The following is a 25,583-nucleotide window of genomic DNA, read 5'->3' as shown; positions in this document are numbered from 1 at the left end:
CGGACCCGGGAGTGCTCCGGGGGTCCCCGTAGGACGTGCGGGGGGAAGGGGGGGGGAGGGAAACCGAAAAACCGTCCGGGGAAGGGTTGGCCGCCTTCCCCGGCCCGGCCTCGGTCACCGGCCGGAGAGCCGGTCAGTGCCGGTTGAGACGGTTGGCGATCGCGTGCCCGATGAACAGGTACACGACGGCCGCCAGACCGTAGCCCGCGACCACACGGGCCCAGGCCTCGTCGAAGGTGAACAGGTCACGCGACCAGCCTGCCAGCCAGGCTGCCGCGTCATGGATGAACTGCACCAGGTCGTTGGCGCGGTTCGCGTCCAGCAGGTACATCAGGATCCAGAGACCGAGGATGACGGCCATGATGTCCGCGACGATCGCGATGACCGTCCCCGCCTGGTTGGAACCGTTGCGATATCGAGGGGACATGACCAACAGATGGCCCCGAAACCCTGTTTGAAACCTGGAACGGATCGGGTCCGTGACCCGAACGGATTCCCCCGGCTGGCGCAGCCGCCGGAGCGGGGTGAGGCTGCCGGAAGAGCCGTGCACTCCCGGGCCCCGGGAGCCCGTTCACCCGGAGGATCCCCGTGCCTGTATCCCTGCGCCGCCTGCTCCTGGCGCTCACCCTCACCTGCGCCCTGCTCGCCGGCACGACCGCGTGCGGCGGCGGTGACGGCGACTCCGCCGCCACGGCCACGGCGACCCCCAGCCCCACCGGCTCCGCGGAGAAGCAGAAGTTCGCCAAGACGCGTTTCGTGGCGAACGCCGGGCTCGCGGCCGGGGCCACCTACCAGTGGATCGTGAAGCCCTGGCGGGCCGGCAAGTTCAAGAAGGGCGCCGAGGGCCGCAGGACCGCGCTCATCAAGGCGGGCCTCGCGGGGGCCTTCACGTACAACCGGCTCAGCGCTGCCCGCAAGAACGCGGAGGGCGACCCCACGCTCGCCAAGGCCGTCGCCCCGCTCACCGCGGGCATCGACGCGCTCAAGGACCTGCCCGCCAAACTGCGCAAGGGCGACTCGGCGGACGCGGCGGCCGGCTCCTTCGACGACATCATCAACAAGGTGAAGGACGCCGGGAAGAGCGCGGGAGCCGAGGTGAAGGACAAGGTGCCGTCGACGTCCGAGCTGTCGGGCGGCTGAGTTCCGGTGCCCTAGGAAGCCCTGGGAAGCCCTAGGAAGCCCCTAGGAGTTGAGCTCCGCGAGGACCCGCAGCGTGTGCGGGTCCGGCGTCAGCAGCAGCAGGTCCGTCACCGGCCCCTCGCGCCACAACTCCAGCCGCTCGGCGATGCGTTCGCGCGGGCCGACGAGGGAGATCTCGTCGGCGAAGGCGTCCGGGACGGCCCGTACCGCCTCCTCGCGGCGCCCGGCGAGGAACAGCTCCTGGATCCGGCGGGCCTCCTCGGCGAAGCCCATCCGGGCCATCAGATCGGCGTGGAAGTTGCGGGCCGCGTGCCCCATGCCGCCGATGTAGAAACCGAGCATCGCCTTGACCGGCAGCAGCCCCTCGGCGACGTCGTCGCAGACCGCCGCACGGGCCATGGGCGCGACCATGAAGTCCTCGGGCGCCTCCGTGAGCGAGGCCTCGTACACCTGCGTGCGCAGGGGCGACCAGTACAGCGGCAGCCAGCCGTCCGCGATCCGGGCCGTCTGCGCGATGTTCTTCGGCCCCTCGGCGCCCAGCAGGACGGGCAGTCGGGCCCGCAGCGGGTGCGTGATCGGTTTCAGCGCCCTGCCCAGACCCGTGCCGTCCGGCCCCCGGTAGGGCAGGGCGTGGAAGCGGCCGTCGAGGGCAACGGGGGCCTCGCGTCGGAGTACTTGGCGTACGACGTCGACGTACTCGCGGGTCGCGGTGAGCGGCGACTTCGGGAACGGGCGCCCGTACCAGCCCTCGACGACCTGCGGGCCCGACAGCCCGAGGCCGAGCAGCACGCGTCCGCCGGAGAGGTGGTCCAGGGTCAGGGCGTGCATCGCGGTCGTGGTGGGGGAGCGGGCGGCCATCTGCGCGACGGCCGTGCCGAGGCGGATGCGGGAGGTGTGGGCGGCGATCCAGGTGAGCGGGGTGAACGCGTCGGAGCCCCAGGACTCGGCGGTCCACACGGAGTCGTACCCGAGCCGCTCCGCCTCCCGCGCCAGCGACAGATGGTCCGCCGAGGGACCGCGCCCCCAGTAGCCGAGTGCGAGACCGAGCCGCATGTCCCCTCCAGGTCCGGACCGTCGCCCCGTCAGCATCGCTGACGATCCGTCAGAAAGCGTTCGGGGGGCGACTGTACGACAACGGCCCCCCGTCCGGAAGGGCGAGGGGCCGTGCGTCAGCGGGTGTCAGCCGCGCTGGATGCCCGTCGTGTCCTGCAGGACACCGCGACGGCCGTCCTGCGTCTGGGCGACCAGGCTCGGACCGCGCTGCTCGACGGCCAGGTACCAGGTGCCCGGCGCCAGCTCGGCGATCGGCGTCGGCGAACCGTCCTCCGCGTACAGCGGACGCGCCACCGGGACCGCGAACCAGAACGGCGAGAAGTCCCCGCCGGACTGCTGCGCGGCCGGAGCCTGCGGCGCCTGCGGCTGACCGGCCTGCGGCTGCCCGCCGTACGGCTGCGGCTGGGGCTGCTGCGGCTGTCCGCCGTAGGGCTGGCCGGGGGCCGGCTGGGCGCCCGGGTAGCCGTAACCACCCTGCGGCTGACCGCCGTAGGGCTGCGGGGCCGCGGGGCGCGGGGCACCCACGAGAGCGGCGCGGAGCGCGGGCACGAGGGGCGTGGCGATCGCGGCGGCGGCCAGGACCAGGGCGGCGATCAGCCCGAGGATGAGCCCGGCGCCAGTGTCGGCGGCCGAGTCGAACTCGTCGAACACGCCCAGCGGGTCGATGATCGTCCAGAACGCGGTCCACGCGGCGAAGACCGTCAGGGCCACCCCGAGCTGGCCGAGGTCGAGCCCGATGACCTTGCGCTGCTGCGGGAGCCCCCGGGCGAGGACGATCAGTGCCGCACCGACGATACCGCCGACGTACATGCTCATCACGAGACCCAGGTTGTCCCAGGCGTTGGGGGCGTCACTGCCGGAGCCGTCGAACGTGTCGAGGAACGACGCGACGAAGAGCAGTACCGCTGCTCCGATCACCACGCCGTCGCCTCTAGTGAGGGAGCGGATATTCACTTCAGGTCCTTCGTAGTCGTCTCGTCGTCATCGGTGGAGGCATCGCTGTCACCAGGTCGCCGTCAGGCAGGGTGCGGAGCGCGGGGGTGGCCCCTCATCGTAGGGACGACACTATCGTCCGTCCGATCAGGGTGTCCGCCGGGACCGCTGTGCCGATCCCTACCCGTGCAGGAAACTCACGATTCCCTCAGAGATCCCCCGTGCCGCTTTCTGTCGCCAGGTCCCACTGGTCAGCAGTGCCGCGTCCTTGCTATCGCGCATGTTGCCGCACTCGATGAACACCTTGGGAACCGTTGACAGATTGAGACCGCCGAGATCCTCGCGCGTGACGAGTCCGGTGCCGCCGCCGACGTAGTTGGAGGGCGCGCTGCCGGTGACGCGTACGAAGTTGCCCGCGATGCGCTCACCCAGATCGCGTGAGGAGGCGACGATCGGACGGGTGTCGGCGGCACCCGCGTGCACCGTCGCGGGGAGGATCACGTGGAAGCCGCGGTTGCCGGTCGCCGAGCCGTCCGCGTGGACGGACACCACCGCGTCGGCGTGCGCCTTGTTGCCGATCCGGGCCCGCTCGTCGACGCAGGGCCCCCACGGCCGGTCCCCGTCCTGGGTCAACTCGACCGTGGCTCCCTGCTTTTGGAGCAGCGTCCGCATCCGGCGCGCCACGTCGAGCGTGAACTTGGCTTCCGTGTAACCCGCGTTGGTCGACGTGCCGGTCGTGTCGCACTCCTTGCGGTTCGTGCCGATGTCCACCTGGCGGTTGATCTCGCCCGGGTGCCGGAAGTTGCCGGAGTTGTGGCCCGGGTCGATGACGACGACCTTGCCCTTGAGGGGACCGGACGCGGCGGGCCGCGACGCGGAGCCGGACGGCGTGGACGGTGTGCCCGACGCGTCGTCCCCGTGCTGTTTCCCGTCGTCCTTCCCGGACGCCGTGGGCGCTCCGGGCGCCGCGGACGTGGAGGGCGCGGCCGAGGACGTCGCGGGCCCCGCCCCGCCGGATCCGTCACCGTCCCCCGTGTCGCCCACCGCCTGCCACACCAGCCAGCCGGCCAGCGCGCCGGGCACCAGCGCGGCGACGGCGACGGTCAGGGGGCCGCGCCGGGAACGGCGCGGCCGGGAGGGCTCGAAGTCAGGACCTGCGTACGACACGTCAGCGACTCTAACCGCGGCCTCAGATCCCGGTGCCCGTTCGCCGCAGGACGCGCAGTGAGCCGGTCGCCGAGACCTCGGTGAAGGCGCCGGACTCCAGCGCCCTGAGGTAGACGCGGTACGGGGCCTGACCGGTGAACTCGTCGACGGGGTCCGGGAACACGTCGTGGATGACCAGCAGGCCGCCGTCGGCCACGTGGGGCGCCCAGCCCTCGTAGTCGCCGTTCGCGTGCTCGTCGGTGTGACCGCCGTCGACGAAGACGAGACCGAGGGGTGACCGCCAGAAGGCGGCGATCTGCGGCGAGCGGCCGACCACCGCCACGACGTGGTCCTCGAGACCGGCCCGGTGGAGCGTGCGCCGGAACGTCGGCAGGGTGTCCATCCGGCCGATCTCGGGGTCGACCGTCTCCGGATCGTGGTACTCCCAGCCCGGCTGCTGCTCCTCGCTGCCCCGGTGGTGGTCGACGGTGACCGCGGTGACCCCGGCCTCGCGGGCCGCGTCCGCGAGCAGGATCGTGGAGCGGCCGCAGTAGGTGCCGACCTCCAGCAGCGGCAGCCCCAGCCGGCCGGCCTCGACGGCCGCCGCGTGGAGCGCGAGTCCCTCGCCGGCGGGCATGAACCCCTTCGCGGCCTCGAAAGCGGCAAGGATCTCCGGCTTGGGTGCCGCGGGCATGGGGGTCCTCCGTCGTGTACGAACCTGAGCGCCCCATGGTGCCCCACGCCCGGTACCTGCCTGTAGCCGCCCCGTCGTGAACTCCGCCCGGCACGGGCACGCGGCCCCCCGTTGTGGGTTCCGTCCGGAGACGCGCACGCGGACCCCCGTCGCGGGCTCCGCCCGGTACGAAGCTGCGGACCCCCGCCATGGGCTCCGTCCGGTACGGGCACGCGGCCCCCCGTTGTGGGTTCCGTCCGGAGACGGGCACGCGGACCCCCGTCGCGGGCTCCGCCCGGTACGAAGCTGCGGACCCCCGCCATGGGCTCCGTCCGGTACGGGCACGCGGACCCCCGCCCTGAACTCCGCCCGGTACGGGCACGCGGGCCCCCGCCATGGGCTCCGTCCGGTACGGGCACGCGCGCCCCGTCCCCGGACGCACCTCACCCCCGCCGTTCGCACGACGGGGGTGAGGGAGCACGGACCGGTCAGGCCGGGACGCCCGCGTTCTCGCCCGGCAGGGCGAGGTCGACCTCGACCGGACGGTCGTCGCCGGCGTGCGTCGCGGAGGAGGCGAGCGGACCGTGGCCCGCGGCCTTCGCGGCCAGGACGTACGCGCCCTCGGCCGGCACGGCCAGCGCGTAGCTGCCGTCCCCGGCGGTGAGCGTCGCGCCCGCCTGCCGCCCGCGGCGGTCGATCAGGGTCACCCTGGCCCGGCTCACCGGCACCCCGGCGGTGTCCAGGACCCGGCCGCGGAAGCCCCCGAGCACCTCGTGGGCCCGCTCCAGTGCCGCGTCCTCCTCGCTGCTGGCGCGCAGCTGCGGCTTGGCCGCCCGGCGCTGCCCCGGCAGGAAGAGTGCCATCAGCAGACCGACGGCAACGGCGCCCGTCGCGATCAGGAACGACACCCGGAAGCCGTGCAGGGTCGGGACCGCGACGCCTCCGACGTGGTTCGCCGTGTTGGCGAGCACCATGCCGATGACGGCGCTCGACACCGACGTGCCGATGGACCGCATCAGGGTGTTGAGACCGTTGGCCGCGCCGGTCTCCGAGGCGGGCACGGAGCCGATGATCAGCGCGGGGAGCGAGGAGTACGCGAGGCCGATGCCGGCGCCCAGGACCACCGAGACGACGATCGTCTGCCAGGCGGCGCTCATCAGGCCGAGGCCGGCGCCGTACCCGATCGCGATGATCAGCATGCCGATGATCAGGGTGACCTTGGGGCCGTACTTCGCCGAGAGGCGGGCGTAGACGGGGGCGGTGAACATCATCGTCAGGCCGAGCGGCGCCACGCACAGGCCCGCGACGACCATCGACTGGCCGAGGCCGTAGCCGGTGGACTTCGGCAGCTGGAGGAGCTGCGGCAGGACCAGCGAGACGGCGTAGAAGGCGACACCGACCATGATCGAGGCCAGGTTGGTGAAGAGCACCGAGCGGCGGGCGGTGGTGCGCAGGTCCACCAGCGGAGCCTTGACGCGCAGCTCCATCACACCCCACAGGACGAGGACGACGGCCGCCGCGCCGAACAGGCCGAGCGTGGTGCCGGAGGTCCAGCCCCAGTCGCTGCCCTTGGTGATCGGCAGCAGGAAGAGGACCAGGCCGGCGGAGAGGCCGAGGGCGCCGAGCACGTCGAAGGTGCCCGGGGCGCGCATCGGGGACTCCGGTACGACGGCGAGGGTCAGGACGATCGAGGCGACGCCGAGGCCGGCGGAGAGGAAGAAGAGGGCGTGCCAGTCGGCGTGCTGGGCGACCAGGGCCGCGAGCGGCAGCGCGAGTCCGCCGCCGACGCCGATCGAGGAGCTCATCAGGGCCATCGCGGAGCCGAGCTTCTCGCGGGGCAGCTCGTCGCGCATCAGGCCGATGCCGAGCGGGATCGCGCCCATCGCGAAGCCCTGGAGGGCGCGGCCCGCGATCATCACCAGCAGGTCGCTGGTGAAACCGCAGACCAGCGAGCCGACCACCATCACGGCGAGGCTGGTGAGGAGCATGCGCCGCTTGCCGAACAGGTCGCCGAGGCGGCCCATGATCGGGGTGGCCACCGCTCCCGCGAGCAGGGTCGACGTCAGCACCCAGGTGGCGTTGCTGGGTGCGGTGCCGAGCAGCGCGGGCAGGTCCTTGATGACCGGGACGAGCAGGGTCTGCATCACCGCGACAACGATGCCCGCGAAGGCCAGTACCGGCACGATCGCGCCGCTAGGCCTCCGGGTGGGCTCTTCGGTCGTCGTGTGGGTCATTGCGTGGGGCCTCCAGGCCGGAAGGAAGAAAGGGGAGCCAGTGATCCGCGCGGGATACGTGCAGGGTGAACCCCGTGCGCCCGGGCAACTATTCCGATGCTTCGGCGTACTAACGAATTCTTGACTTTTCCATGGGGATCTGACCTGTCGTCAGAATGGAACCTGTTCTAGTCTGGCGCGATCCCGGGCCGCCGAGGCCGTGCGTCACGGGCCCCGGGCCTTCCCAGCGACGGAGAGGGACCACATGAAGGCGTACGTCGTCGGGGTCGGGATGACGAAATTCGAGAAGCCCGAGACCCGGGAGCGGCAGTACTGGGACATGGCGCGGGAGGCGGGCGAGGCCGCCCTCGCCGACGCCGGGATCGCGTACGAGGACGTGCGGCAGGTCGCCGCGGGGTACTGCTTCCAGGCCTCGACGGCCGGCCAGCGTGCCGCCTACGAGCTGGGCCTGACCGGCGTGCCCGTCTACAACGTGAACAACAACTGCGCGACCGGCTCGACCGCGCTGATGCTGGCCCGGCAGTTCGTCGAGGGCGGCAGCGCGGACTGCGTCCTGGCGCTCGGCTTCGAGAAGATGCGGCGGGGAGCACTCGGCGGCGGCTCCGACGGCGGCGACTTCGCCACCTCGCCGGTCGCCCGCCACTACGGGATCATGGCCGCCCGGCACGGTTTCGAGGCGAGCCCGCCCACCGCGCAGATCTTCGGCGACGCGGCCCGCGAGCACATGGAGAAGTACGGCACCACCGAGGCGCAGCTCGCGGCCGTCGGCGCCAAGAACCACCGGCACTCGGCGGACAACCCGTACGCCCAGTTCCAGGACGTGTACACGGTCGACGAGGTGCTCGCCGCGCGGACCGTCCACCGGCCGCTCACCAAGCTCCAGTCCTCGCCGACCTCGGACGGCGCGGCCGCAGCGGTCGTCGTCTCCGAACGCTTCGCCGAGCGGCACGGTCTCGGCGGGCAGGCCGTCGAGATCGTCGCGCAGGCGATGACCACGGACACGGAGGAGTCCTTCGCCTCCGGCTCGTGCATCGACGTCGTCGGGCAGCCGATGTCGCGGGCGGCGGCCCGCCGGGTCTACGAGCGCTCCGGGCTCGGCATCGAGGACGTGGACGTCGTGGAACTGCACGACTGCTTCTCCGTCAACGAACTCCTGACCTACGAGGCGCTCGGCATGTGCGGACCGGGGGAGTCCGGCCCGCTGGTGGAGTCCGGGGCGACGACGTACGGCGGGCGCTGGGTGGTGAATCCGTCCGGAGGACTGATCTCCAAGGGGCATCCGCTCGGTGCGACGGGCATCGCCCAGGTGACGGAACTGACCTGGCAGCTGCGGGGACAGGCGGGCGCCCGGCAGGTGCCCCGCGCGCGGGTCGGGCTCGCCCACAACATCGGACTCGGCGGGGCCGCGGTGGTCACACTGCTGCGGGCGGCGGGCTGAGCGGACGGCGGCACGGTCCTGGCTGGCCCGTACGAGTGCCCCGCGGGCCGTCCGCCAGACCTAGGGCCTGTCGTTTGGATCATGCTGGCGTCGCGGGGTCTGGCACGCACATCTGCGGCGTTGTCGTCGGTCGCCGACGCTCCGCGTCGACTCCCTCCTCCGCCTTGCAGCTGTACGCGCCAGACCCCGCTCGGGTCGGTCAGGACGGTCACAGCCAGCCTGATCCAAACGACAGGCCCTAGGTCCGAGGACCGAGCCGGGCGTGCAGCGAAATCCCGATGCAAGGGGCGTAACCCGGTTGAGAGCATGACACCCATGCTCCGAACCGCCGCAGACACGCGTACCGTCCCCCTATCCGCTCCGCCGCTGTGGGCGGTGGTCGCGCTCGCGTGTGCCGGGCAGTTCCTCGTCGTCCTCGACGTGTCCGTCGTCAACGTGGCGCTGCCCTCCATGCGGGCCGACCTGGGCCTGAGCGCACCGGGACTGCAATGGGTGATCAACGCGTACGCGATCGCCTTCGCCGGCTTCATGCTGCTCGGCGGCCGGGCCGGCGACCTGTACGGGCGCAAGCGGATGTTCCTCGTCGGGCTCGCCCTCTTCACGCTCGCCTCGCTGGCCGGCGGGCTCGCGCACGAGGACTGGCAGCTGCTGGCCGCGCGGGCGGTGCAGGGGCTCGGGGCCGCCGTACTGGCTCCCTCGACGCTGACCATCGTCACCTCGGCCGTCCCGGAGGGGGCGGCACGCGCGCGTGCCATCGCGACCTGGACGGCGGTCGGCGCCGGCGGCGGCGCGGCGGGCGGACTCGTCGGCGGGCTCCTGGTGGACGGCCTGTCGTGGCGCTGGGTGCTGCTGATCAACGTGCCGGTCGGGGCCGTGGTCCTCGCCGGGGCCGGCCGCTGGCTCGTCGAGAGCCGGACCGGTGACCGGCGCCGGCTCGACCTGCCGGGCGCACTGCTGGTGACGGCGGGCCTAGCGACGCTCGCGTACGGGATCGTGCAGACCGAGGCGCGGGGCTGGACGTCCGCCGCCACGCTCGTACCGCTGTGCGCCGGACTCGCGCTGACCGGTCTGTTCCTGGCCGTCGAGGCGCGGACGAGGGAACCGCTGATGCCGCTGAAGCTGTTCCGCGTGCGGGCGGTGTCCGCGGCGAACGCGGCGCTGTTCCTGTGCGGGTCCGCCATGTTCTGCATGTGGTTCTTCATGACGCTGTACGCGCAGAACGTGCTCGGCTACTCGCCGCTGGACGCCGGACTCGCGCTGGTGCCCAGCTCCCTCGCGGTGGTCCTCGGCTCGAAGCTCGCCCCCCGCCTCATGCGGGTGACCGGGGCACGCAACGTGGCGGTCCTCGGCGTCCTGGTGGCCGCGGCGGGCTTCGGATGGCAGTCGGGGATGACGGCGGACGGGCCCTACCTCACCGCCGTCCTGTTCCCCGGGATCCTGATGATGGCGGGCGCGGGCCTGTCCGCGACCCCGCTGGCCGCCCTCGCGACCTCGGGCGCGGCGCCGGGGGACGCCGGCCTCGTGTCGGGTCTGGTCAACACCTCGCGGACGATGGGCGGTTCGCTCGGTCTCGCCGTCATGTCGACGATAGCCGCGGCCCGTACGGCGGGCGACGGCTCGGCGCAGGCACTGACCGCCGGCTACGCCCTGGTGTTCCGCACGGGCGCCGCCGTCCTGCTCGTCGGCGCGGTCGTGATGCTGCTGTGGCTGCCGCGACGGCCGTCACCGAACTGAGGGTTCCCGCGGTCCTCGCCGGCCGAGGTGTTGCGGTCTTCGCCGGCCGCGGCGGGCCGGCGCCGGCCCGCCGGGTTCAGAGCCAGCCCTGGTGGCGGGCCTCGCGCAGGGCCTCCGTCCGGTTGCGGGTGCCCGTCTTGCCGATGGCGGAGGAGAGGTAGTTGCGGACCGTCGACTCGGAGAGGTGGAGGCGCCCGGCGATGTCGGCGACGGTGGCGCCGTCCACCGAGGCGTTGAGGACGTCGCACTCGCGGCCGGTGAGCGGACTGGGCCCGGCGCTCAGCGCGGCGGCGGCGAGCACCGGATCGATCACGGTCTCCCCGGTCAGCACCCGGCGGATCGCGGCGGCGAGTTCCTCGACGGGCCCGTCCTTGACGAGGAAGCCGGCGGCGCCCGCCTCCATGGCCCGCCGCAGATACCCGGGCCTGCCGAACGTGGTCAGGATCAGCACCCGGCAGTCGGGCGCCTGCGTCCGCAGCTCGGCCGCGGCGTCCAGCCCGCTCATCCCCGGCAGCTCGATGTCCAGCAGCGCCACGTCGGGCCGGTGCGTCAGGACGGCGTCGACGATCACGTCCCCGGTTCCCACCTGGGCCACGACGTCGAGGTCCGCCTCCATTCCGAGGAGCAGCGCGAGAGCGCCCCGCATCATGCCCTGGTCCTCGGCGAGCAGCACTCTGACGGACTTCGCGGGACGGTGGTCCCGGGGCATCTCGTTCACGGGGTCAGGGTAGAGGTCCCGGCGGGCCCGCGTGTCCTCTGCGGAGGGACCGCGCGGCGTCCCCTCCGGGCTCACCCGGCGACCGTGAGGGGCTGCGGCGTCCCGGCCGTCCCCGCGGGGAGTTCCGCCGTCACCAGGAAGCCGTCCCGCGGACCCGGTCCCGCCTCCAGGAAGCCGCCCGCCGTCGTGAGGCGTTCGGTGAGCCCCTTCAGGCCCGTGCCGCCGACGCCTCGGGCCGGGGCCGTCAGGCCGGTGCTCGTGCCGTCGGCGCCCTGAGCCGAGGGCGTCCGGCCGGTGCCGGTGCCGGTGCCGGTCCCGTCGTCGGTGACCCGCAGGCGTATCCGCTCGGAGGTGCCCTCGACGGTGATCTCGCAGCGGGTCGCGTCGCTGTGCCGCAGGACGTTGGTGACCGCCTCGCGGACGACCCAGCCGAGCAGGGCCTCCGTCCGGGGCACGAGCGGGGGCCCCGACAGGCGGACCACCGGTTCCACCCCCGCCGCGGACAGGGCCGAGCGGGCCCGGTCCAGCTCCGTGGCCAGACTCCCCTCGCGGTAACCGGTGACCGCCTCACGGATCTCCGTGAGGGCCTGACGGCCGACCGACTCGATGTCGGCGACCTGGGAGAGGGCCGCGGCCAGATCACGCGGGGCCAGCCGCCGGGCCGCCTCCGACTTCACGACGATCACCGAGAGCGTGTGGCCCAGCAGGTCGTGCAGGTCGCGGGAGAAGCGGAGCCGTTCCTGCTCGACCGCGCGGCGGGCCAGCTCCTCCCTCGCGGACCGCAGTTCGCGGACCGTCTCGGCCAGCGAGAGGATCGCCGCCGTCACCATCGTCGACAGGAACGTGCCGTACGCGACGTTCACCGCGCTCCAGCCGTCCCGCAGCCCGGCCACCGTCCCCGCGACCGCGGTGAGGCCGAGCCCCGTCACCCCGAGCCCGCGGCCCCGCACAGTCGCCCCCGCGGCCAGCCCGAGCAGCGGGAAGAACAGCAGCCAGCTGCCGCCGTACCCGAGAGCGAGCGCGCAGGTGAGCACGCCCAGCAGGACGAGCGCGAGCCGGGTGGAGCGCGCCTCCCGCTTCTCCTTCACGAAGGCGCGGAACACCACGTAGATGTAGAGGGAGTTGAACGTCAGCAGGCCCGCTCCGCCGATCCACGGATTGGGGGTGTCGTCCTGGAAGAGGTGCGAGAAGGCGCCCAGGCCCATCAGCAGCCAGGGCAGCAGGGTGAACCCACTGGCCGGCGGCCCGGCTTCGGGCAGTTCGACGCTCCCGCGCCCCCTTCGCAGGCCGGTTCCGGCCTGCCCCGCGCCCGGCCCGCAGCTGGCGTCTCGCATCCGGATCATGTTCCAGCCCCCCGTGTCGGTGTCGTTCCCCCGACCGTACGCAGCCGGGACGCGGGGCGGCAGATGCGCTTGTACGGAGTCCGGCGGGACAAATGTCACGGCGGCCCGGCGACGCGCGGCTGACGCACGGTCAGGAGCCTTCCCAACTGCTGGACGCTCGGCTATACAGGGGGACGCCGGACTGGAACGCGTTCTAGAACGGGCGGGTTCCACGGCCCCGTGGCGACCTCGGTGCGGCCGACGGTGCGGACGGCCGCGCCGAGGTCTTACGCGCTAGCGATCAGGAGCCCCATGCCCATTGACGCCGCCAAGGCCGTCGCCGCCGAACCCCGGACCGCCGAGATCGCCTGGGGCCACAAGGACGTCCAGCTCTACCACCTCGGCATCGGGGCGGGCGTCCCGGCGACGGACCCCGGCGAACTGCGCTACACCCTGGAGTCCCGGCTGCACGTCCTGCCCAGTTTCGCCACCGTCGCAGGCGCGGGCTCGCCGGGCGTGATCGGCGGCCTCTCCATGCCGGGCGTCGACGTCGACCTCGCGCAGGTCCTGCACGGCGGCCAGAGCATCGCACTGCACCGCCCCATCCCGGCCGAGGGCAGCGCGGTCGCCACCTCGCGGGTCGCCGCCGTGTACGACAAGGGCAAGGCCGCGGTCCTCGTCCTGCGCACCGAGGCCCGTGACGCCGAGGGACCGCTGTGGACGAACGACGCGCAGATCTTCGTACGGGGAGAGGGCGGGTTCGGCGGCGACCGGGGCCCTTCCACGCGCCTGGAAGCGCCCGAAGGGCCCCCGGACGCGGTCGTCGAGCGCCCCGTCCGCGAGGACCAGGCCCTCCTCTACCGGCTCTCCGGCGACTGGAACCCGCTGCACGCCGACCCCGCGTTCGCGAAGCTCGCCGGGTTCGACCGCCCCATCCTGCACGGCCTGTGCACCTACGGGATGACGCTCAAGGCCGTCGTCGACACCGAACTCGGCGGTGACGTGGCACGCGTCCGCTCCTACCGCACGCGTTTCGTCGGGGTCGTCTTCCCCGGCGAGACCCTGCGCATCCGTGTGTGGCGGCGGCAGGGCGGCGTCCGGGTGTCGGTGACCTCGGTCGAGCGGGACGACGCGCCCGTCCTCGCCGACACCGTCGTCGCGTACGACACCCCGGCCGGGCCGGACGCCGGGCCGGACGCCGGCCCCGACACCGGGACCGGCACCGGCCCCGACACCGGGACCGGCACCGGGACCGGCACCGGGACCGGCACCGGCCGTGATCTGACCGCCTGACCTCCGTACCTCCGTACCTCCGTACCTCCGTACCTCCGTACCTCCGTGACGTTCTTCCTGAGGGGAGCCGCACCATGCGCGCAGCCGTTCTGCACGAGATCGGCCAGGACAAGCTCGACGTCCTCGACGACGTCGAGGCGGTGGGCTTCGGCCCCGGAAAGGTGAGGATCCGGGTACGGGCCACCGGGCTGTGCCACTCGGACCTGTCCGCGATGAGCGGCGTCCTGCCGCAGCCCGCACCCTTCGTGCCCGGACACGAGGGCGCCGGCGAGGTCGTCCAGGTCGGCGAGGGGGTCGGCAACGTCAAGGCGGGCGACCGGGTCGTCGTCTGCTGGCTGCCGGCCTGCGGCGCCTGTCCCGCCTGCCGGCGCGGCCAGACCGAGCTGTGCCTGGCCGGGTTCATGAACGCCGGCACCCCCAACTTCCGGCGGCCCGGCGGGGACCTCTTCGGCTTCGCGGGCACCGGCACCTTCGCCGAGGAGGTCGTGGTGGACGCGGGCTGCGCCGTGCCGATCCCGGACGACGTGCCCTTCGACATCGCGGCGCTCATCGGCTGCGGGGTGACGACCGGCCTCGGCGCCGCCCTCAACACCGCGGACGTGGCCGCCGGTTCGTCGGTCGCCGTCATCGGCTGCGGCGGGGTCGGCATCTCCGCGATCCAGGGCGCGCGGCTCAGGGGCGCGGCGGAGATCGTCGCCGTCGACCCGGTGGAATCGCGCCGCGAGGCCGCGCTCCGGTTCGGTGCCACCAAAGCCGTCCCGCCCGACGAACTGCCGGACGCCAGGCAGCAGGTGACCGCCGGCGAGGGCTTCGACTACGTCTTCGAGGTCGTCGGCAGGTCCGCCACCGCCCGCACGGCGTACGAGAACACCCGGCGCGGGGGCACCCTGGTCGTCGTCGGCGCGGGCGCCACGGACGACTTCCTCCAGCTCAACATGTTCGAGCTGTTCTTCGACGAGAAGCGGATCCTTCCCTCGATGTACGGAGGCGGCGACGTGCTGCGTTCGTACGAGCGGACCGTCGCCCTGTGGCGGGCGGGCCGCATCGACCTGGACGGCCTGATCACGCACCGGGTGCCGCTGGCGGGCATCAACGAGGCCCTGGACCAGATGCGCACGGGTACCGCCCTGCGCACGTGCATCGAGATCTGATGGGCAGTCACCCGACCTGAGGAGCGCGATGGCACTGCCACTCGAAGGGCTCACCGCGATCGTCACCGGCGCCGGACGCGGGCTGGGGCGGGCCGAGGCGCTCGAACTCGCCCGCCTGGGAGCGGCCGTCGTCGTCAACGACTACGGGCAGCCCGGCCGGGACGGGTCCGGCGAGGCGTCCGCCACCCCCGCGGAGGAGGTCGCCGCCGCGATCCGCGCCGCGGGCGGGCGGGCAGCCGCCCACACCGGAGACGTCGCGGACCACGAACAGGCGCGAACGCTTGTGGAGTTGGCGGTCGACCGGTTCGGCAAGCTGGACATCCTGGTCAACAACGCGGGCATCCTGCGCGACCGGATGATCTTCTCCATGACGGAGGAGGAATGGGACACGGTCGTCCGGGTCCACCTGAAGGGCCACTTCAACACGACCCACTTCGCTTCGGTCCACTGGCGGGAACGGTCCAAGGCGGGCGGCGGCCCGGTGTACGGGCGGATCGTGAACACCTCGTCCGAGGCGTTCCTCGCGGGCTCCGCAGGCCAGCCCAACTACGCGGCCGCGAAGGGCGGAGTCGTCGGCCTGACCACGTCCACGGCACTGGCGCTGGCGAAGTACGGCGTCACGGCGAACGTGATCTGTCCGCGCGCCCGCACCCGGATGACGGAGGACGTCTTCGCCGGGCTCACCCCGCCCGGGGCAGGACCCGACCCCCTGGCGCCCGAACATGTCGCCCCGCTCGTCGGGTACTTGGCCTCACCGGCCGCGGCCCACGTCAACGGTCAGCTCCTCGTCGTGCACGGGGGGATGGTCGCGGTCGTCGAACGCCCCCGGGTCGCGGCCAAGTTCGACACCGAGCAGGACGCCTTCACGTACGAGGAACTGGACGCGCTGCTCACCCCCTACTACGCGGACCGCCCGAGCGGGGAGACGTTCGCGGCGGTGGAAGTACTCGGGCTCAAGCACGAAGGGGCGTGAGTTGTCCCGGAGTTGAGAGGCCCGACCTGGGGGCGGCACACGGAACGGCCCCGCCGTCCGTGGTGACCGGCGGGGCCGTTCCGTGGTCTGTCCTCTCCGCTCCCGTCGAGCGGTCCGGCGTACCGTCAGGACGCCGTGTCCGGCTGCCCGGACGGCCTGCGGTGACGGCCCCGGGGGGCCGCCTGGTCGTCCTGCGCGGAGACGGGACCCCGGTGCCTGCCGTGACCCTGGTCGGACTGCGTCACGGACCCCCGGGGGTCGGTTGTCGCCATCTCCGTCATCTGTGCGTTGCTCATCGGAAGAGTCCACCCCGTCAACAAGATCCTTTTACAGCCGGGTGAGTCTAACCGGCGGCCTCCGGACGTTGTTCCGCGACCGTCGACGCACTCTCGCCACCTGTCATACGCCTCTCACCGACCCGGCTTCCACCGGCCCTCCGACGCGGACCCACACCACCGGTTCCGGCTCAGGCGCCGACGACAGCGACTGCGCCGCCGGGGGTGGTTCGGGGGCCGGCCTCCCCGTCAGGGGTACGTCGGTCGGCGGGGGCGCGAGGGTCCGGGCGGGGGCCGGCCCGCTCACGGGGGCGGCCGGTGGCGGTGCCGTCGGCGTGACATGCGTGACAGGCGTGACATGCGTGACAGGCGGGGCCTTCTCCGGGCTCCCGTCCACGGGTACCCACTTCGCCGGCCGTCCCGCCGGGCGCGGAGCGGTCACCGACGGCCTACCCGCCGGCGCCGGTGTCGCCGCTCCTGCCGACCCCTCGCCCGTCGGCGTGACCGTCACCGGCCGTGCCGCTGCGGGCGGGGCCGCCATCGACGTCCCGGTGACCCGTCCGGTCCGCTCCATGGGCGTCGGCGTCGGAGGCTTTCGCGCGGGGCGGGGGCGGCCGTGGAGCGGCGCCTGTTGCAGCGGCACCGGGCGGGGGGCCGCAGGCCCGGGGGATCCGGTGGTGGGCGTCGGCTCGGCGCGAGCGGAACCCCACGTCGCATCCGGGGCCGGTACCGAGGTCGCCGCAGCCGTCGTACCGGCGCCGCCCGGAGTCCTCGCGGGCGCGGACGCCCTGGCCACCCCGCAGGCCACCGTCCCGGTCGCGTACGGCAGGTGCAGCACCCCCTCCCGGGTCCACAGCCCGGCGCCCGCCAACCAGCCCTCGGGCGCCGGGAGATGGTGGACCTGCCGGTCGGCGGGCCGCCAGATCCCCACCCAGGTGCCCCCCGCGCCGTCGATACGCAGCGCCACCGCGCAGCTCTCCGGCGTCAGCACCTGCCCCGGCTGGATCGCGAACGGCGTCACCGCGCAGTCTGCCAGCCGCAGCGCCTCCGGGAAGCGGACCGGCAGCGTGCTCCCCAGCACACCCCAGCCCAGCCGGTCGTGCCCCGGCGAGGGCGCGTCGGAACGGATCAGCAGCAGTCCGCTGTCGGGGTCCGCGAGCAGCAGCCGGTCGTTGCTCCCCTCGGCGATCTGCAGCAGCGGGGACACCTCGCCGCCGCGCTCCAGGTCGACCACGACCGCCTTGGTGCGTCCGGCCGCCTCCCGGTCCAGGGCCAGCAGCCGCTCCGTACCGTCCAGCCACACCCCTCCCGAGCAGCGCCCGGGGATCTCGGCGAGATGCTCGGGCCCGAACGAGCCGCCCGCGACCAGCCACACGGCCGTCGAGCGCGGGCCGACGGTGAGGGCGTACGCGCGCTCGCCGCCCGGAGCGGGCGGCAGCAGCCGCAGCCGGGTGCCCCGGTCGGGGCACTCCACCGCGCCGAGCGGCAGCTCACCGGTCGCGGGACCGGTCGGGTAGAGCAGCGAGAACACATGCCGGCCGTCCGCCACGCGGTGGATCAGCACGCGCCCGTCGGTCATCGGCAGCACCTCGGTGCCGGGCTCCTCGGGCTGGTTGCCGGGCAGCGGCACGGCGTACGGCTCGGGGCCGTCCAGGGTCCAGCGCTCCGGGAACCAGGACTCGCCGTCGCGGGCGAGGCGTGCGCCGTAGCTGCCGTCAGCGGTGATCACGCAGCCGGGCCGTGGGGCCCGGCCGTCGCCGTCCGCCGCGGACGATGGGGGTCCCCCCTGCCGCGCTGAAGCCGCGGGCTGGGGAGAGACACAGGCCGTCATCGTTCGGTCACCTCCGGCGACGAAGCTAGTTTTCGTACGCACAGACGTGGGACCGCCGAGCGGCCGCTTCACACATAAGGGTGGCCAAGTCGCGATTCGCCTGAGGAAACGCGGACGCGTGTGCTGACCGGGCGCCGGGGGACCGGATCGGGCCGCACGTCAACGGGCGACCCGGCACCGGCGACCCCGGCACCTGCGACGCCGGCATCCCGAGCCTCGCCGCCCGCGACACGGCCCCGGCCCAGGCCCCGGCCCCGACGCCGACGCCGACGCCGGTCCCGGGTCCGCGACACCCCCGACGTCCGCGACACCCCCGACGTCCGCGGTAGCCCCGACGTCCGCGGTAGTCCCGACGTCCGCGGTAGCCCCGGCGTCCGCGACAGCGCCGGCGTCCGCGAGAGCCCCGGCGCCTACGTCGGTCCCGGCGTCGGCCGACGGGTCCTGGCGGGTCTGCCGACCGTCCGGGCGCCCACGACGGCCTGGCGTCGGTGACGGGTCAGGCCTCCACGATGGCTCCGGCGTCCACCGATTGCCCTCGGCCCCCGCGACGGGTCGGGCTTCTGCGACAGGCTCGGCGTGCGCCGAGGGTCCCGGTGCCTGTGACGGACCCGGCGTCCACCAGCGGCCCTGGCGGGCCTGCCGACCGTCCCGGCGCCTGCCGCCGGCCGGCACCCGTGACTGACCACGCCTCCGCGACGGCCCCCGTGTTCACCGGGTCCCGGCAGGCCGCCGACGGTCCAGGCGGCCTCCGCGACGGCCCGGCACGCGCGGCCCCGGCGCTCGCCCCACCCGGGGCACTGCCCGATGGGTCCCGGCGCCCTCCGACCTAGCCGGGCACCGCCGCGCCCCTCGGGCGGGTGCCTGGGTCCCGGCGCCCGCCGACGTACCCCGGCGCCCGCCGCGCCCCCCGGCGGCAGAGCCGACCCCGACCGCCGGGTGCCGCCGGCAACTCCCCCCGGTCGGGCCGGGCAGCTCAAGTCACCCGTGACCGGTCGGGCGGGGACGGGAGCCAGGTAGCCTTTCCCCGTGCCCCGTCTGTCTGAAGTCATCGCCGCGCTCGACGCCCTCTGGCCGCCCGAGAGGGCCGAGGGCTGGGACGCGGTCGGCACGGTCTGCGGCGACCCCGACCAGGACGTGTCCCGGGTGCTGTTCGCCGTCGACCCCGTCCAGGAGATCGTCGACGAGGCGGTGCAGCTGGGCGCCGGTCTGCTGGTCACCCACCACCCGCTCTACCTGCGCGGTACGACCACGGTCGCGGCGACGCACTTCAAGGGCCGCGCCGTCCACACGCTCATCAAGCACGACATCGCGCTGCACGTCGCGCACACCAACGCCGACCGCGCCGACCCGGGCGTCTCGGACGCCCTCGCCGGTGCCCTGGACCTGCGGGTCGTACGGCCCCTCGTCCCGGACGCGACCGACGCGGAGGGCCGCCGGGGCCTCGGCCGCGTCTGCGAACTGGACCACCCGCTGACCGTCCGCGACTTCGCCGCCCGCGCCGCCGAGCGGCTGCCCGCCACCGCGCAGGGCATCCGGGTCGCCGGCGACCCGGACGCGCTCGTCCGGACCGTCGCGGTCAGCGGCGGCTCCGGCGACAGCCTCTTCGACGCGGTGCGCGCCGCGGGCGTCGACGCCTTCCTCACCGCGGACCTGCGCCACCACCCGGCGTCCGAGGCCCGCGCCCACAGTCCTCTCGCGCTGCTCGACGCGGCGCACTGGGCCACCGAGTGGCCCTGGTGCGAGCTGGCCGCCGCCCAGCTCGACGAGATCTCCGACCGGCACGGATGGGGACTTCGCGTCCACGTCTCCCGGACGGTCACCGACCCCTGGACCGCCCACGCGGCCTCACCGAACACATCAACAGGAGCCCCCAACTGAACGCCGCGCCCGCCGACCAGATCCGACTCCTCGACGTCCAGTCCTTCGACGCGCGCCTGCAGCAGCTTGCGCACCGGCGCAGGTCGCTGCCCGAGCACGCCGAGATCGAGTCGCTGAACAAGGACCTCATCCAGCTGCGCGACCTGCTCGTCGCCGCGCAGACCGAGGAGAGCGACTGCGCCCGCGAGCAGACCAAGGCGGAGCAGGACGTCGACCAGGTGCGCCAGCGCGCCGCCCGCGACCAGAAGCGCCTCGACTCGGGTGCCGTCTCGTCCTCCAAGGACCTGGAGAACCTCCAGCGCGAGATCGTCTCCCTCGCCAAGCGGCAGGGCGACCTGGAGGACGTCGTCCTCGAGGTCATGGAGCGCCGCGAGTCCGCGCAGGAGCGGGTCGCCGAGCTGACCGAGCGGGTCTCCTCCGTCCAGTCGAAGATCGACGACGCCACGGGCCGCCGGGACGCCGCCTGCGAGGAGATCGACGGCGAGGCCGCGTCCGTGACCAAGGAGCGCGAGGTCGTCGCGGGTTCCGTCCCCGCCGACCTGCTGAAGCTCTACGACAAGCTCCGCCAGCAGCAGGGCGGTGTCGGTGCGGCCCGGCTGTACCAGCGCCGCTGCGAGGGCTGCCGCCTGGAGCTCAACATCACGGAGGTCAACGAGGTCAAGGCGGCCTCTCCCGACACCGTGCTGCGCTGCGAGAACTGCCGCCGCATCCTGGTGCGCACGTCCGAGTCGGGCCTGTAGGGGACGCACGGGTGCGGCAGTTCATCGTCGAGGCAGACGGCGGTTCCCGGGGCAACCCGGGACCCGCGGGGTACGGCGCCGTGGTGATCGACGCGGCGACGGGGGAGACCCTGGCGGAGGCCGCGGAGTTCCTCGGCGTCGCCACGAACAACGTCGCGGAGTACCGGGGTCTGGTCGCGGGCCTGCGTGCCGCCCGCGCGCTGGACCCGGCCGCGTCGGTCCGCGTCCGGATGGACTCCAAGCTCGTCGTCGAGCAGATGTCGGGCCGCTGGAGGATCAAGCACCCCGACATGAAGCCCCTCGCGGCCGAGGCCGCCCGGGTGCTCCCGGCCGCCCAGGTCACCTACGAGTGGATCCCGCGCGAGCGGAACAAGCACGCCGACCGGCTCGCAAACGAGGCGATGGACGCGGGCGGGCGGGGCGAGCAGTGGTCGGCGGCCCGTTCGACGGCCGACCTCGCCGCCCGAGCGGCGAGGACCGCGGCTCCCGAGCCCGCCGGCCCGCCCGGCGACGCCGCCGCCGGTGCGGCCAGGGCCCGCGCGGCCCTCGCGCGCCCTCCGGTGACGGCGACGGAGCCGACGAGGACCAGCGCGGCCCTGTTCCGGCATCCCGCCCCATCACCGGCGGTGGCCGCCTCCGCACCTCCGCCCGCCGGTCCGGACACCCCGGACACCCCGGACACCCCGGACACCCCGGACACCCCGGACACCCCGGACACCCCGGGGACACCGGGGACACCGGGCGACGGCGTCCCCGCGGACACCGGCGGCCCGCGCCCCGTACCTGACCTGCGGGCCGCCGCCGACGCCCGCGCCGCACGAAACGCGGCAAGGACGCCGAGCACGTCCCCCGCGCCCACGGCGCCGGGCACCTCCCCGACCCCCGCCGGACCCGGCACGCCTGACGGATACACGACACCGCAGCCCTCCCCGGTGTCCGCCGGACCGAGCGCCGCGCCGGTGTCCGCCGAACCGGGCACAGCTCACGGCCGTACGGGCCCGGAGGCATCCCCGGCGCCCTCCGCGCCCGGCGCGGCCCCCCTACCCACCGGACCGAGCGCCGCCTCACCGGCGTCCGCCGAACCGAGCAAAGCTCACGGCCGTACCCGCGCGGACGCATCCCCAGAGCCCGCCGAAGCAGCCACAGTCCCCGCACCCCCCGTGCAGGGTGCTCCCGTCGCCCACACCGCACCACCCGCCGACCTCGGACCCCCCGCCACCTTCGTGCTCCTGCGGCACGGTGAGACGCCGCTGACCCCGCAGAAGCGGTTCTCCGGAAGCGGGGGGAGTGATCCGGCGCTGTCGGAGGTCGGGCGGCATCAGGCCCGGCGGGTGGCCGCGGCGCTCGCCGCGCGCGGCACGATCGAGGCGATCGTGTCGTCGCCGCTGGCCCGCTGCCGGGAGACCGCCGGGATCGTCGCCGGCCGCCTGGGCCTGGACGTGGTCGTCGAGGACGGTCTGCGTGAGACCGACTTCGGGGCGTGGGAGGGGCTGACCTTCGGGGAGGTGCGCGAACGCCACCCCGAGGACCTGAACGCCTGGCTGCACTCGGCGGAGGCCGAACCCACCGGCGGCGGTGAGAGCTTCGCGGCCGTGGAGCGGCGGGTCGCCGCGACCCGGGACGAGCTCGTCGCCGCGTACGCCGGCCGCACCGTGCTGCTCGTCTCGCACGTGACGCCCGTCAAGACGCTCGTACGGCTCGCCCTGGGCGCCCCGCCGCAGGCCCTGTTCCGCATGGAACTGTCGGCGGCCTCCCTGTCGGCGCTGGCGTACTACGCCGACGGCAACGCCAGCCTCCGGCTGCTGAACGACACCTCCCACCTGCGCTGAGGAGCGGCCCGGTTCAGGGGCGCAGCGCCGCCGCCTCCCGCGCGAGCGCCTCCACCCGGCCCCAGTCCCGGGCCGCCACCGCATCTCCCGGAAGCATCCAACTGCCGCCCACGCAGCCGACGTTGGGCAGCGCCAGGTACTCCGGAGCGGAGGCGAGCCCGATCCCGCCGGTCGGGCAGAACCGGGCCTGCGGAAGGGGCCCGGCGAGGGACTTGAGATAGGCGGTGCCGCCCGCGGCCTGCGCCGGGAAGAACTTCATCTCGCGCACACCGCGCTCCAGCAGCGCCACCACCTCCGACGTGGTGGACACCCCCGGCAGGAACGGCACCCCGGACGCCCGCATGGCCTCCAGGAGTACGTCCGTCCAGCCGGGGCTGACCAGGAAGCGGGCGCCCGCGGCGACGGCGTCCGTCACCTGCGCGGGGGAGAGGACCGTACCCGCGCCGACCAGCGCGTCGGGGACCTGCGCGGCGATCGCCCGGATCGCGGCGACCGCGGCGGGCGTCCGCAGCGTCACCTCGATCGCCCGCAGGCCGCCCGCGACGAGGGCACGCGCGAGCGGAACGGCGTCGGCGGCGTCCTCGACGACGACCACGGGGACGACGGGCGCGAGATCCAGCAGGGAGCCCAGCACGGAGTCGAGCACGGAGTCCGGTGCGGAGTCCAGTACGGAGTCCGGCGCGGAGCCGGCCGGCGCCGGGGGCTCGGCGGCGGACGGCGACGAGGGCAGCGACGAGGTCATGCCCTCATCCTGCCCGGGGTGTGCAACATGCGCAAAGTTCGTTGCGCATGTTGCAACGCGCGTGGGGGTGGGTCAGTGGATCTCCGTGACCACCACGTCCAGGTTCCAGGCCCGGCCGGCCTTCGCGGGCGGCTGCGCCTCCACCGCGTACCCGAGGTCCCGGAGCGCCTCCACCAGCTCCGCCGGGTTCGCGGGCACGGCACCGGCGGTCAGCAGGGCGCGCACGATGCGGCCCTTCGTCGCCTTGTTGAAGTGGCTGACGACGGAACGCTTCTCCACCCCGTCGACGAGCTGCGAGTGCAGCACCCGCACCGTCGCGGTCCGCCCGGCCACCTCACCCGTCGGCTTCCAGGCGCTCGCGTACGCGGACGAGCGCAGGTCGAGCACCAGCCCGGACCCCGCCGCCTCCGGGAGCACCTCGGCCATCGGCGCCCGCCAGCAGGCGCCCAGCGCTCCGAGCCCCGGCAGCCTCACCCCCATGGAACAGCGGTAGGACGGGATCCGGTCGCTCACCCGGACCGCCCCCCACAGCCCGGAGAACACGAGCAGCGACCGCCCCGCGCGCCGCTTGGCGGCTGTGTCCAGCGAGGCCAGGTCCAGGGCGTCGTACAGGACCCCCGTGTAGATCTCCCCGGCCGGCCGCGTCCCGGCGGCCGGCAGCAGCGCGTTCTTGCCGACCTCACCGCGCAGGCCCTCGCTCAGGCCGAGCACCTCGCGAGCTTTCTCCTCGTCACCGGAGCAGAGCTCGACCAGCTCGTCGAGGACCGCCCGACGCGTCTCGTTGAGCCCCGGAAGGGACAGCGACTCCAGTTTCAGGGCGGCGCCCCGGCCGGACGGGGCCTTTCCCTCGGAGGGCGGCAGCAGGACGAGCACGGTTGTTTCTCCTCATGGTGGCGGTGGCCCGGCGCCAGGGTACGGGGTCCGGCCGGGCCGCCCGCGCCCCCGGGCCACGCCCCGCACCCCCCGCTCAGGACCCACCGAGACACCCCCCGGTACCGCCTCCGGGCCGTTTTCTGCCTACGCTCGCTGCATGCCTCGTCGTCACATACGCGTCACCGGCGCAGCCGAAGCCCCGCTGCGGGAAGCGCTGCGCGCCCTGCGCACCGAGCTCGACGTGCCCGAGATCTTCCCGGCCGGCGCCCTCGCCGAGGCCGAGCAGGCCGCGAGAACGCCCCGCCTCCCGTCGTACGACGCGACGGACGTGCCGCTGTTCACCATCGACCCGCCCGCCTCCACCGACCTCGACCAGGCGATGCACCTGTCCCGCAGGCCCGGTGGATACCGCGTCCACTACGCGATCGCGGACGTCGCGGCGTTCGTCGCACCCGGCGGTGCCCTGGACGCGGAGGCCCACCGCAGGGTCACCACCCTCTACTTCCCGGACGAGCGGGTCCCGCTGCACCCGCCGCGGCTCTCCGAGGGCGCGGCCAGCCTGCTGCCCGACCAGGTCCGCCCGGCCGTGCTGTGGACGATCGACCTCGACGCGGACGGCCGCACGGAGTCGGCCGACGTCCGCCGGGCCCTCGTCCGCAGCCGCGCCAAACTCGCCTACGAGCACGTGCAGCGGCAGCTCGACGAGGGGACGGCGGAGGAACCGCTCACGCTCCTCAAGGACATCGGCCTGCTGCGCGAGCGGCTGGAGGAGGAGCGGGGCGGCATCTCCCTCAACGTCCCCGAACAGGAGATCGTCGGACACGACCACACGTACGAACTCGCCTTCCGCGCCCCGCTCCCCGCCGAGGGCTGGAACGCGCAGATCTCCCTGCTGACCGGGATGGCGGCGGCCGACCTCATGCTCGCGCACGGCACCGGCGTCCTGCGTACGCTCCCGGCCGCCCCCGACGGCGCAGTGGGCCGCCTGCGCCGCACCGCGAAGGCGCTGCGCGTCGACTGGCCGCACCACGTCTCGTACGCGCAGCTGATCCGTTCCCTCGACGCGCACCACCCGCCGCACGCGGCCTTCCTCCAGGAGTGCACGACGCTGCTGCGCGGCGCGGGCTACACCGTCTTCCGCGACGGCGCCCTCCCCGACCTCACCTCGCACGCCGCCGTCGCCGCGCCCTACGCGCACTGCACCGCCCCGCTGCGCCGGCTCGTCGACCGGTACGCCGCGGAGATCTGCCTCGCCGCCGTCGCCGGCCGGACGCCCCCCGACTGGGTGCTGGCCGCCCTGGACGACCTCCCCAGGGAGATGGCCGAGGGCACCCGCAGGGCCGGCTCCGTGGAGCGCGCGTGCGTGGACACCGTCGAGGCCGCCCTGCTCAAGGACCGCGTCGGCGAACTCTTCGACGGCTGCGTGGTGGACGTGAAGGAACGCGAACCCACCGTCGGCACCGTCCAGCTGGAGAACCCGGCGATCGTCGCCCGCATCGAGAGCCCCACGACCCCGCTCCCCCTGGGAGAACGCCTGCGCGTCCGCCTCACCCAGGCGGACCCGGGCGCGGCGAAGGTGAGCTTCGCGCCGGCCTGAGCGGGCTCGG

Annotated in this window: 20 protein-coding genes and 1 pseudogene; 10 read left to right on the top strand and 11 right to left on the bottom strand. The window is 74.0% G+C overall.

Features of this window, described 5'->3' with window-relative positions; translation table 11 throughout:
- Nucleotides 1-133: 133 nt before the first annotated feature.
- Entirely contained in the window at nt 134-427 is a 294-nt protein-coding gene (locus tag AC069T_RS22275; RefSeq protein ID WP_358855880.1) for a hypothetical protein, read from the bottom strand.
- 161 nt (nt 428-588) lie between these two features.
- Here AC069T_RS22275 and AC069T_RS22270 point away from each other — a divergent pair, with 161 nt between their 5' ends.
- Nucleotides 589-1,140: a hypothetical protein gene (locus AC069T_RS22270; protein WP_478784383.1), complete on the top strand. Its 552-nt coding sequence runs from the start codon at nt 589-591 to the stop codon at nt 1,138-1,140.
- 42 nt (nt 1,141-1,182) lie between these two features.
- Here AC069T_RS22270 and AC069T_RS22265 read toward each other — a convergent pair whose 3' ends face one another.
- The 5 genes from AC069T_RS22265 to AC069T_RS22245 all read right to left on the bottom strand — a co-directional run bounded on the left by AC069T_RS22265 (nt 1,183) and on the right by AC069T_RS22245 (nt 7,179).
- The gene (locus tag AC069T_RS22265) at nt 1,183-2,193 is read right to left on the bottom strand and encodes an LLM class F420-dependent oxidoreductase (RefSeq protein ID WP_478784382.1); all 1,011 of its coding nucleotides are present in this window, start codon (nt 2,191-2,193) and stop codon (nt 1,183-1,185) included.
- Between the two features lie 126 nt (nt 2,194-2,319).
- Nucleotides 2,320-3,147, bottom strand: a complete 828-nt coding sequence (locus tag AC069T_RS22260; RefSeq protein ID WP_478784381.1) for a hypothetical protein — start codon at nt 3,145-3,147, stop codon at nt 2,320-2,322.
- A 159-nt stretch (nt 3,148-3,306) separates the two neighbouring features.
- Nucleotides 3,307-4,293 (bottom strand): N-acetylmuramoyl-L-alanine amidase, encoded by a 987-nt coding sequence (locus tag AC069T_RS22255; RefSeq protein WP_478784380.1) that lies wholly within the window; start codon nt 4,291-4,293, stop codon nt 3,307-3,309.
- A gap of 22 nt (nt 4,294-4,315) precedes the next feature.
- Nucleotides 4,316-4,966, bottom strand: a complete 651-nt coding sequence (locus AC069T_RS22250) for a class I SAM-dependent methyltransferase (protein WP_478784379.1) — start codon at nt 4,964-4,966, stop codon at nt 4,316-4,318.
- A 467-nt stretch (nt 4,967-5,433) separates the two neighbouring features.
- Complete coding sequence (locus AC069T_RS22245) at nt 5,434-7,179, bottom strand: MFS transporter (protein ID WP_478784378.1); 1,746 nt, start codon at nt 7,177-7,179, stop codon at nt 5,434-5,436.
- 244 nt (nt 7,180-7,423) lie between these two features.
- Between AC069T_RS22245 and AC069T_RS22240 the strand changes: the two genes are divergently transcribed.
- Entirely contained in the window at nt 7,424-8,617 is a 1,194-nt protein-coding gene (locus AC069T_RS22240) for a lipid-transfer protein (RefSeq protein WP_478784377.1), read from the top strand.
- Between the two features lie 306 nt (nt 8,618-8,923).
- Nucleotides 8,924-10,351 carry an MFS transporter gene (locus tag AC069T_RS22235; protein ID WP_478784376.1) on the top strand — a complete coding sequence of 476 codons (1,428 nt, stop codon included), beginning with the start codon at nt 8,924-8,926 and terminating at the stop codon, nt 10,349-10,351.
- 76 nt (nt 10,352-10,427) lie between these two features.
- Here the strand turns inward: AC069T_RS22235 and AC069T_RS22230 are convergent, their stop codons facing one another.
- Together AC069T_RS22230 and AC069T_RS22225 are read right to left on the bottom strand one after the other, a co-directional pair.
- Nucleotides 10,428-11,060, bottom strand: coding sequence for a response regulator (locus AC069T_RS22230; protein ID WP_478784435.1), 633 nt, complete (start codon nt 11,058-11,060; stop codon nt 10,428-10,430).
- An 80-nt stretch (nt 11,061-11,140) separates the two neighbouring features.
- Nucleotides 11,141-12,412, bottom strand: coding sequence for a sensor histidine kinase (locus tag AC069T_RS22225; protein WP_478784375.1), 1,272 nt, complete (start codon nt 12,410-12,412; stop codon nt 11,141-11,143).
- A gap of 291 nt (nt 12,413-12,703) precedes the next feature.
- Here AC069T_RS22225 and AC069T_RS22220 point away from each other — a divergent pair, with 291 nt between their 5' ends.
- The 3 genes from AC069T_RS22220 (at nt 12,704) to AC069T_RS22210 (ending at nt 15,808) form a co-directional block, all read left to right on the top strand.
- The gene (locus AC069T_RS22220) at nt 12,704-13,684 is read left to right on the top strand and encodes a MaoC/PaaZ C-terminal domain-containing protein (protein WP_478784374.1); all 981 of its coding nucleotides are present in this window, start codon (nt 12,704-12,706) and stop codon (nt 13,682-13,684) included.
- A 74-nt stretch (nt 13,685-13,758) separates the two neighbouring features.
- Nucleotides 13,759-14,835 (top strand): Zn-dependent alcohol dehydrogenase, encoded by a 1,077-nt coding sequence (locus AC069T_RS22215; RefSeq protein ID WP_478784373.1) that lies wholly within the window; start codon nt 13,759-13,761, stop codon nt 14,833-14,835.
- Between the two features lie 28 nt (nt 14,836-14,863).
- Nucleotides 14,864-15,808 carry a 3-oxoacyl-ACP reductase gene (locus tag AC069T_RS22210; protein ID WP_478784372.1) on the top strand — a complete coding sequence of 315 codons (945 nt, stop codon included), beginning with the start codon at nt 14,864-14,866 and terminating at the stop codon, nt 15,806-15,808.
- Nucleotides 15,809-16,702: 894 nt separating this feature from the next.
- Here the strand turns inward: AC069T_RS22210 and AC069T_RS22205 are convergent.
- Nucleotides 16,703-17,914: pseudogene (locus AC069T_RS22205) on the bottom strand (hypothetical protein); the annotation flags it as partial.
- Nucleotides 17,915-18,940: 1,026 nt separating this feature from the next.
- Here AC069T_RS22205 and AC069T_RS22200 point away from each other — a divergent pair.
- Genes AC069T_RS22200 through AC069T_RS22190 form a run of 3 tightly spaced genes read left to right on the top strand, consistent with a single transcriptional unit; the run spans nt 18,941 to nt 22,361 of the window.
- Nucleotides 18,941-19,792, top strand: coding sequence for a Nif3-like dinuclear metal center hexameric protein (locus AC069T_RS22200; RefSeq protein WP_478784371.1), 852 nt, complete (start codon nt 18,941-18,943; stop codon nt 19,790-19,792).
- Nucleotides 19,789-20,532, top strand: coding sequence for a zinc ribbon domain-containing protein (locus tag AC069T_RS22195; protein ID WP_358855770.1), 744 nt, complete (start codon nt 19,789-19,791; stop codon nt 20,530-20,532). The genes AC069T_RS22200 and AC069T_RS22195 overlap by 4 nt, the downstream gene beginning before the upstream one ends.
- An 11-nt stretch (nt 20,533-20,543) precedes the next feature.
- Nucleotides 20,544-22,361, top strand: coding sequence for a histidine phosphatase family protein (locus AC069T_RS22190; RefSeq protein ID WP_478784370.1), 1,818 nt, complete (start codon nt 20,544-20,546; stop codon nt 22,359-22,361).
- Between the two features lie 13 nt (nt 22,362-22,374).
- On the opposite strand, the gene eda is transcribed toward AC069T_RS22190, so the two are convergent.
- The gene (gene eda, locus AC069T_RS22185) at nt 22,375-23,103 is read right to left on the bottom strand and encodes a bifunctional 4-hydroxy-2-oxoglutarate aldolase/2-dehydro-3-deoxy-phosphogluconate aldolase (RefSeq protein ID WP_478784369.1); all 729 of its coding nucleotides are present in this window, start codon (nt 23,101-23,103) and stop codon (nt 22,375-22,377) included.
- A gap of 72 nt (nt 23,104-23,175) precedes the next feature.
- Nucleotides 23,176-23,976: a peroxide stress protein YaaA gene (yaaA, locus tag AC069T_RS22180; protein ID WP_478784368.1), complete on the bottom strand. Its 801-nt coding sequence runs from the start codon at nt 23,974-23,976 to the stop codon at nt 23,176-23,178.
- A gap of 157 nt (nt 23,977-24,133) precedes the next feature.
- On the opposite strand from yaaA, the gene AC069T_RS22175 reads away from it, so the two are divergent.
- Nucleotides 24,134-25,573 carry an RNB domain-containing ribonuclease gene (locus AC069T_RS22175; RefSeq protein WP_478784367.1) on the top strand — a complete coding sequence of 480 codons (1,440 nt, stop codon included), beginning with the start codon at nt 24,134-24,136 and terminating at the stop codon, nt 25,571-25,573.
- Nucleotides 25,574-25,583 lie beyond the last annotated feature (10 nt).

Source organism: Streptomyces sp. NPDC043867, from assembly GCF_056435845.1.
This window is presented reverse-complemented; position numbering and strand designations above follow the sequence as displayed.

What these genes read in the sequence shown, in the direction of transcription:
- AC069T_RS22245 (WP_478784378.1), bottom strand. Translation starts at nt 7,179, where the DNA reads ATGACCCACACGACGACCGAAGAGCCCACCCGGAGGCCTAGCGGCGCG.
- AC069T_RS22265 (WP_478784382.1), bottom strand. Translation starts at nt 2,193, where the DNA reads ATGCGGCTCGGTCTCGCACTCGGCTACTGGGGGCGCGGTCCCTCGGCG.
- AC069T_RS22220 (WP_478784374.1), top strand. Translation starts at nt 12,704, where the DNA reads ATGCCCATTGACGCCGCCAAGGCCGTCGCCGCCGAACCCCGGACCGCC.
- AC069T_RS22235 (WP_478784376.1), top strand. Translation starts at nt 8,924, where the DNA reads ATGACACCCATGCTCCGAACCGCCGCAGACACGCGTACCGTCCCCCTA.
- AC069T_RS22240 (WP_478784377.1), top strand. Translation starts at nt 7,424, where the DNA reads ATGAAGGCGTACGTCGTCGGGGTCGGGATGACGAAATTCGAGAAGCCC.
- AC069T_RS22175 (WP_478784367.1), top strand. Translation starts at nt 24,134, where the DNA reads ATGCCTCGTCGTCACATACGCGTCACCGGCGCAGCCGAAGCCCCGCTG.
- AC069T_RS22225 (WP_478784375.1), bottom strand. Translation starts at nt 12,412, where the DNA reads ATGATCCGGATGCGAGACGCCAGCTGCGGGCCGGGCGCGGGGCAGGCC.
- AC069T_RS22275 (WP_358855880.1), bottom strand. Translation starts at nt 427, where the DNA reads ATGTCCCCTCGATATCGCAACGGTTCCAACCAGGCGGGGACGGTCATC.
- eda (WP_478784369.1), bottom strand. Translation starts at nt 23,103, where the DNA reads ATGACCTCGTCGCTGCCCTCGTCGCCGTCCGCCGCCGAGCCCCCGGCG.
- AC069T_RS22250 (WP_478784379.1), bottom strand. Translation starts at nt 4,966, where the DNA reads ATGCCCGCGGCACCCAAGCCGGAGATCCTTGCCGCTTTCGAGGCCGCG.
- AC069T_RS22215 (WP_478784373.1), top strand. Translation starts at nt 13,759, where the DNA reads ATGCGCGCAGCCGTTCTGCACGAGATCGGCCAGGACAAGCTCGACGTC.
- AC069T_RS22210 (WP_478784372.1), top strand. Translation starts at nt 14,864, where the DNA reads ATGGCACTGCCACTCGAAGGGCTCACCGCGATCGTCACCGGCGCCGGA.
- AC069T_RS22230 (WP_478784435.1), bottom strand. Translation starts at nt 11,060, where the DNA reads ATGCCCCGGGACCACCGTCCCGCGAAGTCCGTCAGAGTGCTGCTCGCC.